An 8,349-nucleotide genomic window follows, 5' to 3' on the forward strand; every position below is an offset into this window, starting at 1 on the left:
AGGTCGAACGATAGTCCCGCGGGCAGATCGTGAACCCACAACCCAAAATCCTGTCCCCCAAAGAGGCGTTCAAGGCCTGCTTTTCGGCTGTCGCCGGATATCTCGGCAGGCCGAGCGCGGAGACAGTGCTGTTCGCCGGTGTGCCGCTGTCGGACACGCAAATTGAGATCGACGCCATCCGGCATCTTGCCGAGCGCATCGGCCTCGAAATCACCGAGTTCAGTCATCGCGATTTTCTTCGCGGACGCATCGACCTCCCCGCCATTCTGTTTCGCGTCAGCCAATTGCCGGTTGCGCTGCTTGCCGAGACCGAGGATGGCGGATTTACGACCGCTCCCCAGGAAGACGGTCGCACAACCATCAGCAAATCCGAGCTTTCCGGAAGCTACATAAGCGGCGGCGTTTCCTTCTCGATAACCTATGCCAACGCGCTCGAGGGGATGAACGTCGGTTCGGCGGCTAAGATCGAACGGCGACATTGGCTGACCGGAACGATGGGTCCGTTCTGGCGCACCTATTCGAAGGTCGTCCTGTCGGCGGTCTTCATCAATGTGTTGGCCCTTGCTTCGCCGATCTTCACCATGAATGTCTACGACAGGATATTGCCCAACAAGGCGATATCGACGCTCTGGGTGCTGTCGATCGGGATCGGCGCGGTCATTTTGTTCGACCTGCTTTTGAAGACCGCCAGAGCCTCCCTGATCGATTATGCCGGGCGCAAGGCCGATCTTCGCATCTCCTATCTGCTGTTCGAGAAAGTGCTGAACTCGTCCTTGTCGGCACGCCCCGGCTCAACCGGTGAATACGCAAATCGGGTGACGCAATACGAATTCGTGCGCGAATTCTTCACGTCCAACACCATCAGCGTGTTCATCGACACCGCATTTGTTTTCGTCTTTCTTCTTGTCATCTATGCGATAGGCGGCTGGCTGGTCATCATACCGGCCATTGCCTTTGTCGCCTCCGTGATCGTTGGGTTGATAACGCAGCGGCGCATCGGCAAACGTGTCGCCGCCTCCATGAATGAGGCTTCGCAACGCCAGGCGCTGCTGGTCGAATCCATCTCCACGCTGGAGACGATCAAGTCGCTGCGGGCGGAGGCGTATCTCCTGCGAAAATGGGGAGAGCATTCCAAGAACGCGGCCAACACCTCCGAGAAGATCAAGCAGCTTTCGGCTGCCGCTGGCAACATCACGCAAGCCATCCAGCAGATGGTCACCGTCGCCCTGATCGTGGCCGGCGCCTATGCCTTCTCGGAAGGGCATGTCTCCACCGGCGCCATCATCGGTACCGTCATGCTGGCGGGCCGGGCGGTGGCTCCGCTTGGGCAGATCGCGATCACCTTGTCCAGACTTCGCCAGGCAATGCTCTCCTTGCGAATGGTCAACTCCATCATGGCCCAGCCGGAGGATCGGCCGGACACGGTGGGGTTCGTCAATCGCCCCATTCGCAACGGCGCGATGGCGTTCAGGAATGTCGGTTTCGTCTATCCGGGCTCCGAAAACGAGGTTCTGACCGGTCTGAATTTCTCGGTGAAACCAGGTGAGCGGATTGGCATCATCGGCCGCATAGGCTCCGGAAAGACAACCATGGGCCGGCTGATCGGCCGGCTTTTCCTGCCGACCTCCGGCGAGCTGCTGCTGGATGGGATCGACATCCGTCAATACCACCCATCGGAGGTTCGCGCCGCCGTCGGGATCGTCGCGCAGGCCAACGATCTGTTTTCGGGCACCATCAAGGAGAACCTCCTGATGGCCTGCCCCGAGGCGACCGATGAGCAGATCGTCGAAGCGGCCAAGGCTGCCGGCGTCGACGATTTCGTCTCCCGCCACCCGCGTGGCTACGACATGAATGTCGGCGAGCGCGGCACCAATCTCTCGGGCGGCCAGAGACAGACAATGGCGATTGCCCGCCTGTTGCTGACCAAACCGAAAATCGTCTTCCTCGACGAGCCGTCCGGCTCGATGGATCTGGCTTCAGAGCGCCAGCTGATCAAGCAGCTCAAAGTGGCTTTCGATCGCAACACGACGCTGATCGTTTCGACGCACCGCTTCAGCATGCTTGAGCTGGCCGACCGCTTGATTGTCATCGAGCAGGGCAAGATCGTTGCCGATGGACCGAAAGACCAAGTGATACAGGCGCTACAGAAAACAAGCGCCTGACAGAACAGACTTATCGAGTACATTGAATACGTTGGGGCGTAGGAAATGCTTACCAGGGAAGACCGACCGCCGCTTTTTGCGTCGGCGTCGATATTCATCATCGGAGCGCTTTTTGTGAGTTCCGTCGCCTGGGCGTCCTTTGCCGAGGTCGATGAGATCGCGCGCGGCGACGGCAAGATCATACCTGCCTCCAAGACCCAGATCATCCAGGCCAGCGAGCCGGGTGTCGTTCAGGAAATTGCCGTGAAGATCGGGCAGGTCGTCAAGAAGAACGACCTCATCATCCGCCTCGACAATACCTTCAACACCTCCAGCCTTGGCGAGCAGCAGGCCAAGGCGCGGGCGCTGCAGACGCGCATTGCGCGGCTCCAATTCGAACAGACCGGCAATCTCGAGGGCGCATTTCCCTGTCCGTCCGAGATCCAGAAGGTGGCGCCGGAAATCTGCGACAACGAGCAGAAGCTGCTCATCGCGCGCCGCGACAATTTCGAAGTCAAGCTGTCGGTTCTCAAGTCGCGCCTCGATCAGCGCGAGAAGGAACTGGACGAAGCCAACGCCAATGCCGATCGCCTCACCAAGAATCTGGCCGTCAGCGACCAGGAGGCGAAGCTGGTCGAAGCGATGGTCAAGAAGGGCCTGATGGCGCGAACCGAGCAGCTCCGCGTCGAGCGCGAGCAGACCGAGCTCAACGGTCAGCTGACGCTCGCCGGCGAAACCATCAAGAAAGCCAAGTCGGCCATCACGGAAGCCAAGCTTCAGGTCGACGAGCTCGGCCTGCAGCTGCAACAGGAGGCGCTGAGCGATCTGACGCAGGCGCTGGCCGACCTTTCGGTGGTGGATGAGACGATACGCGGCGCCACCGACAAGGTGGCGCGCACCGACATCCGCTCGCCCGTCGACGGCATCGTCAACACACTTGACATCAACACGGTCGGCGCCTTCGTCCAGCCCGGCGCGGTCGTCGCGGGGATCGTGCCGACCTCCGAGACCTTGCTGGTCGAAGCACGGGTTTCACCGCGAGACGTCGCCTTCATCCGGCCCGGCCAGGACGCGCTGATCAAGGTGACCGCCTATGACTTCTCGATCTTCGGCGGCATCGAAGGCAAGGTCTCGAACATCACCGCCGACAGCCTGGTCGACCAGAAGACTGGTGAACCCTACTATCAGGTGCGCGTCGCCACCGACAAATCGACGCTGACACGCGACGGCAAGACCTATTCGATCATCCCCGGTATGATCTGTTCGGTCGATATCAAGACTGGACGCAAGACGATCCTCACCTACCTTATGAAGCCGATCAACAAGGCGCGAGAGGAGGCCATGAGTGAGCGATAGCACTGTCTCCCCTCCTGCCGGTCGCGACCGGCTGCTGCCACCGCTGGCGACGGAGGATTTCGGACTGGAGTTCCGGGTTGTGGCGCGGGGCGGCACGCGGCGCGGCATCCGCCTGGAGCGGGCTTTCTGGACATCACTAAAGCAGATGGCTGAACGTCGGAAGTGTACGATCGGCATGCTGATCGACGAAATCGCCGAGAGTCATGCCAATACCGGAAACCTTACATCGGCAATCCGGGTGGCCTGCATGCGTGGATTGGCCGATGAGAACCTCACCTTGCAAAGGCTGGCGTCGATCAAGACGATCAATGCCATTCTGCTCGCCTGCCCCTCACCGGCCTTTGCCCTGTCATCGTCGAAGAAGATCCTGACGTTCAATGCGCCGTTCCAGCAGTTGGTCAAGCGTCAGCTGCCGATAGCCGCAACCGATGACGCGCGACACGACCTGAAGCTAGCTCTGGACCTCAATGTCGCGGACATATTTGCGCGGCTCGACGCCAATGGCGAGGCGCCTGTTGCCACCGGGTTTGTGATCGGCGTCGGTGAACGCCGGTACCGCGGTCAGTTGAGTGCGGCGCGGGCGCCTGTCATAGAGCCCGAGTTGCTGATGGCATTCGTCTTCGGCGGCTAAAACGCCCGAAATCCCTGACGGATCTACTGCTGCAGACCCTCGCCAGGCGCGACCGTCGAAAGGCCCCCCTTAATGTCAGCCATTTGCGCCGTGCCGGTTCTGGCGCCGTGGATCCACGCGCGGTCGGTGCTGAACGAATAGAGCGGCACGTAGCTCGGCAGGTCGCTGTCGCGCGAAACCACATTGCTCAGGCTGTCGAGAATGAACGCGCCGCTGCCGGTACTGACCGACAGCACGGCATGAAAGAAACCGCGCTTGCGATCCTGCAAAACAACCAGCGACATGCTCTGCGCCGGAATGCCGGCATGCAGCAACGCCGCCATTTTGAGGATGGCAAAATCCTCGCAGTCGCCGGCCCGCCGCTCGAGGATTTCCGAGGGCTTGGCCCAGTAGTCGAGCTTGCCATAAACCACGCTGTCCTTCTTGTAGGCGATGGCGCGGTTAATGCTTGCGTTGACGAAAGACAGTTTGTCGACGAATCGCTTGTCTTTTGCCTCCTTGACGATCCCGGCAAAGGTGCTGCTCTTGCGCTCACACGCACTGCCCGCGGTACAGTCGACGATTGCCTTGTAGACAGGCGCCCAGCGCGCCGAAACCGGAAAATTGCGCATCGACAAGGCAACCGAACCGAACACGCCCGGAATGATCGCCGCCGTCTTGATGGGATCGATTGCGACATCGTCCTGCGCGGTCGAAGGACCACCCTGTTGATGGGCCGCAGCAGGACCATAGCTGGCGAAAATCATGCCGATCCTGTAGGCTGGAGCAGGCTGCCAGGGTTGCGGCCGGGCCAGCGAAACGCCACCGAGACTGGGCGGGGTTTCGACCTTCGCCAGCAACCCAGCGGCAGCGCCGACATCCACTGAAATGGCGCTCGCGGATGATGGCTGCGGCAGGCTTGCGATGCCCATTGCCAGCAGGAGCAGTTTGAGCCCGGTTGTCCCCAGGGCAGATTTTTCTTTTTTCATAACGCCCACCTTTGACTGTGGACGCTACCAATCTTGTCTCAAATTACTGGAAAGGAAGGTGGGCAAGTTTCCGGAAACTGTCGACGTCTATTTTGTATCAAATTTTATTTAACTTTATACTTCTGTTTACCAACGAGTCGCGACTGAGAGGCGCCAAGCGGATCGCGTCCCAGCCCTTGCATATTGGGTTATATGTTTTGAGTTTACCACATGTAAAAAATGCTACGACGCACATATCATAGTATATGAAAACGATTGCGGGATAGTTGCAAAGCGGAAGTGGCCACTGTCTCTATCCGGGAAATACCGGAGGGGTTTGGCTATGACGACCAGTAACGAGTTGGATACCGTCTCGAATTCTTGGGACGCGCACTCTGCTCCCCATGAACATGACGGCTTGCCGTCGCACGCAGCTATCCAGGTAGCGCAGGCTGCTCAGCCCGCGCCTGCCGAACCCGTACCGGTCGATGTCGGCAGCGGCGCGCCCGTCAAACAAGATGCACCTGCGGAGGCGAAGGCCCCGGCGACAGCTGCGCCCCACGAATATGTGGCCGATGCCAGCAACGTGGTAAAGCTTCCGGCCAACGTCTCGATCGACAACATCAAGGTCGACGGCCACAACCTCGTGCTCGAACAGGCTGATGGCTCGGTCATCGTCATCAAGGACGGCGCCCTCAACGTGCCGACCTTCATCATCGGCGACGTCGAGGTGCCGCGCGTTGCCTTGCTGGCCGCGCTTGAAGCAAGCCATGTCGATGTCGCCTTCGGTGCCGATGGTTCCATATCGGCCGGTCCAGGCGGTCCGAACCCAAGTGCGGGCGCAGACTTTTCGGTTCCCCCCGGTGGCATCGGCGACGGGTTTGACCTGTCGGCACTGTTGCCCCCGACAGACCTGGCGTTCGGCCAGCCGGATCATCGCGAGCTGTTCCCAAGCCTGCGGCCGGATTCCACTCCCTCGATCATCGACCTAACGCCTTCCGTCGGTGGCGGCGACACCATCGTCAATGAAAAGGGCCTGCCGGCAAGCTCGGGGTCGGAAGGCTCGGGCGAGGCGCAAGATCCTTCGCCCAACACCGACCAGTCGGAGATCAACACCGGCACCTTCACCATCACCTCGCCAGACGGTGTCGGCTCGCTGACCATCGCCGGCCAGGTGATTTCGGGCGCTGCCCTTGCCAACAGCGCATCGACGCCGATCGACATAACGACGCCGCTCGGCAACACGCTGACCGTCAACGGCTACGACGCCAGCACAGGCCAGGTGAGCTACAGCTACACGCTCGTCCATAGCGCGACTCACCCCGACGCAGGGATCGATTCCATCTTCGACAACATGACGGTGACGGTTACCGACACCGACGGAGACGTCTCCCTTCCGGGCACGCTGTCCGTCCAGATCGTCGACGACGTGCCGACGGCGCATGATGAAGCCTCGCAGTCGATTGCGGAAGGTGCCCCGGCGCTGACCGGAACACTGGACTTCGTCGCCGGCGCCGATGGCGCGACGGTGACGCATATCAACGGTACGCTGCTGACCTTCGATCCTGGCACGGGCTATTCGCAGTCCATCGACATCGGCGCGGGCACCATCCAGGTGAAGGCGGACGGGTCCTACTCGTTCACGCCGGATGCCTCGGTCGACAACAGCTCCGGTCCGGTGGCGGTCAACGCGACCTATACGGTGACGGACGGCGACCTCGACACTTCGACGGCCAACATCGCCTTCACAATCACGGACGGCGCGGGCCCGGCTGCGGGTGCTCCGATCACGCTGGCGCTTGACGACCAGAATCTGAGCGACGGCTCGACGCCGGCCGGTCCGGACTTCGCCTCGAACTCGATCACCTTCACGCCGGGCTCGGATGCGATCGCCTCGATTGCCTTCGGCACCGACCTGAGCGGGCTGAACACCGCGAACCTGACCTGGACCCGGGTGTCGGACACCCAGGTCGTGGGCAAGGACGGCGCCGTGACGGTGGTGACGCTGGATCTGTCGGTTGCCAACAACGTGGCGACGGTGACGGCGACGTTGAACAACAATTACGATGCCCATCCCGGCATCAATCTCGACGACCTGGTCAATCTGGGCCATGTCGGCGTAGTCGCCACCGATACCGATGGCACCCAGGCAACCGGCACGGTCAACGTGACGGTATCCGACGACGTGCCGACGGCGCATGATGAAGCCTCGCAGAATGTTGCCGAAGGTGCGACCATCACTGGCACGCTGGACTTCGTCGCCGGCGCCGATGGCGCCACGGTGACGCATATCGGCGCCACGGCGCTGGTCTTTGGCAACGACGGCTACTCGCAGACGATCGATATCGGCGATGGCTCGATCAAGGTCATGGCTGACGGCCACTACTCCTTCACCGCTGACAGTTCCGTTTTTGGCACGGGCGCGGCTTCGGCAACCTATACGGTGACCGATGGCGACGGCGACACGTCGACGGCCGGTATCAGCTTCGCAGTGACGGACGCCAATACGCCGACGAGCGGCACGGCCGCGGCTTCGGTCGATGACGACGGGCTTGCCGGCGGCAATCCGGCGAGCACGACGGGCGACATCAATGCCAATGTCGGCGATGCCGACGGTCCCGCCAGCAGCGAAGCAAGCTTCTCGGGCACGCTGGGCGGCAGTGTCGGCGGCGACGGCGCCGGCGCCAACGGCTTCTCGTTCGCGACCCTCAACGGCACGGCAGGCACGGTCGGCCAAGAGAACGTGACCTACAGCTGGGACGCCGGCACCAATACGCTGACAGCGACGACCAGCAGCGGCGATCGTATCGGCACTGCGCTGTTCCAGGTCCAGATCACCGACCCGGCGACCGGCGCCTATCATGTTACGCTGCTCAACAACGTGCTTCAGAGCCAAGGTCCGAACGACGAGAACAACGCGACGGTCAACCTCGGCTATGTCATCACCGACGCCGACGGCTCGACGGCACCCGGCACGCTGACAATCACTTTGAATGACGATGCTCCGACGGCGGCGGCCTCGGCAGCGACCCAGCCTGTGCTGACGGTCGACGAGACGGTGCTTGCGACGGACGCGACGGCGAACTTCGCCGCCAACTTCACCTCGGCCTTCGGCGCCGATGGCGCCGGCACGCTGATCTATGGGCTGAGCGTGGTGGCAGGTCCTTCGGGCCTGATCGACACGGCAACCGGCCAGGCGGTGAACCTGGTCCTCAATGGCAATGTCGTCGAGGGCCGCACGGCCGGCAGCAACGCGCTGGTGTTCACGCTGACC

Annotated in this window: 5 protein-coding genes; 4 read left to right on the forward strand and 1 reads right to left on the reverse strand. The window is 61.5% G+C overall.

Translation table 11 applies throughout. The features are described from left to right. The first annotated feature begins 29 nt into the window (after positions 1–29). From AC1D0N_RS24715 to AC1D0N_RS24725, 3 genes are read left to right on the forward strand one after another with little or no spacing between them, the layout of a single operon-like run. Entirely contained in the window at positions 30–2,162 is a 2,133-nt protein-coding gene (locus AC1D0N_RS24715; RefSeq protein WP_477248587.1) for a type I secretion system permease/ATPase, read from the forward strand. 45 nt (positions 2,163–2,207) lie between these two features. Beyond that, complete coding sequence (locus tag AC1D0N_RS24720) at positions 2,208–3,497, forward strand: HlyD family type I secretion periplasmic adaptor subunit (RefSeq protein WP_477248588.1); 1,290 nt, start codon at positions 2,208–2,210, stop codon at positions 3,495–3,497. Continuing rightward, positions 3,487–4,128 carry a ribbon-helix-helix domain-containing protein gene (locus AC1D0N_RS24725; RefSeq protein WP_477248589.1) on the forward strand — a complete coding sequence of 214 codons (642 nt, stop codon included), beginning with the start codon at positions 3,487–3,489 and terminating at the stop codon, positions 4,126–4,128. Before AC1D0N_RS24720 ends, AC1D0N_RS24725 begins: the two co-directional genes overlap by 11 nt. A 23-nt stretch (positions 4,129–4,151) precedes the next feature. On the opposite strand, the gene AC1D0N_RS24730 is transcribed toward AC1D0N_RS24725, so the two are convergent. Continuing rightward, positions 4,152–5,096 (reverse strand): transglutaminase-like cysteine peptidase, encoded by a 945-nt coding sequence (locus tag AC1D0N_RS24730; RefSeq protein WP_477248590.1) that lies wholly within the window; start codon positions 5,094–5,096, stop codon positions 4,152–4,154. A gap of 322 nt (positions 5,097–5,418) precedes the next feature. On the opposite strand from AC1D0N_RS24730, the gene AC1D0N_RS24735 reads away from it, so the two are divergent. Further along, positions 5,419–8,349, forward strand: a 2,931-nt coding sequence (locus AC1D0N_RS24735) for a DUF5801 repeats-in-toxin domain-containing protein (RefSeq protein ID WP_477248591.1), incomplete at its 3' end; no start/stop codon positions are given.

The organism is Mesorhizobium sp. P2_E10 (assembly GCF_056404235.1).

Bases quoted from the DNA above. Each gene is read 5' to 3' on its own strand.
- AC1D0N_RS24720 (WP_477248588.1), top strand. From the start codon at position 2,208: ATGCTTACCAGGGAAGACCGACCGCCGCTTTTTGCGTCGGCGTCGATA.
- AC1D0N_RS24730 (WP_477248590.1), bottom strand. From the start codon at position 5,096: ATGAAAAAAGAAAAATCTGCCCTGGGGACAACCGGGCTCAAACTGCTC.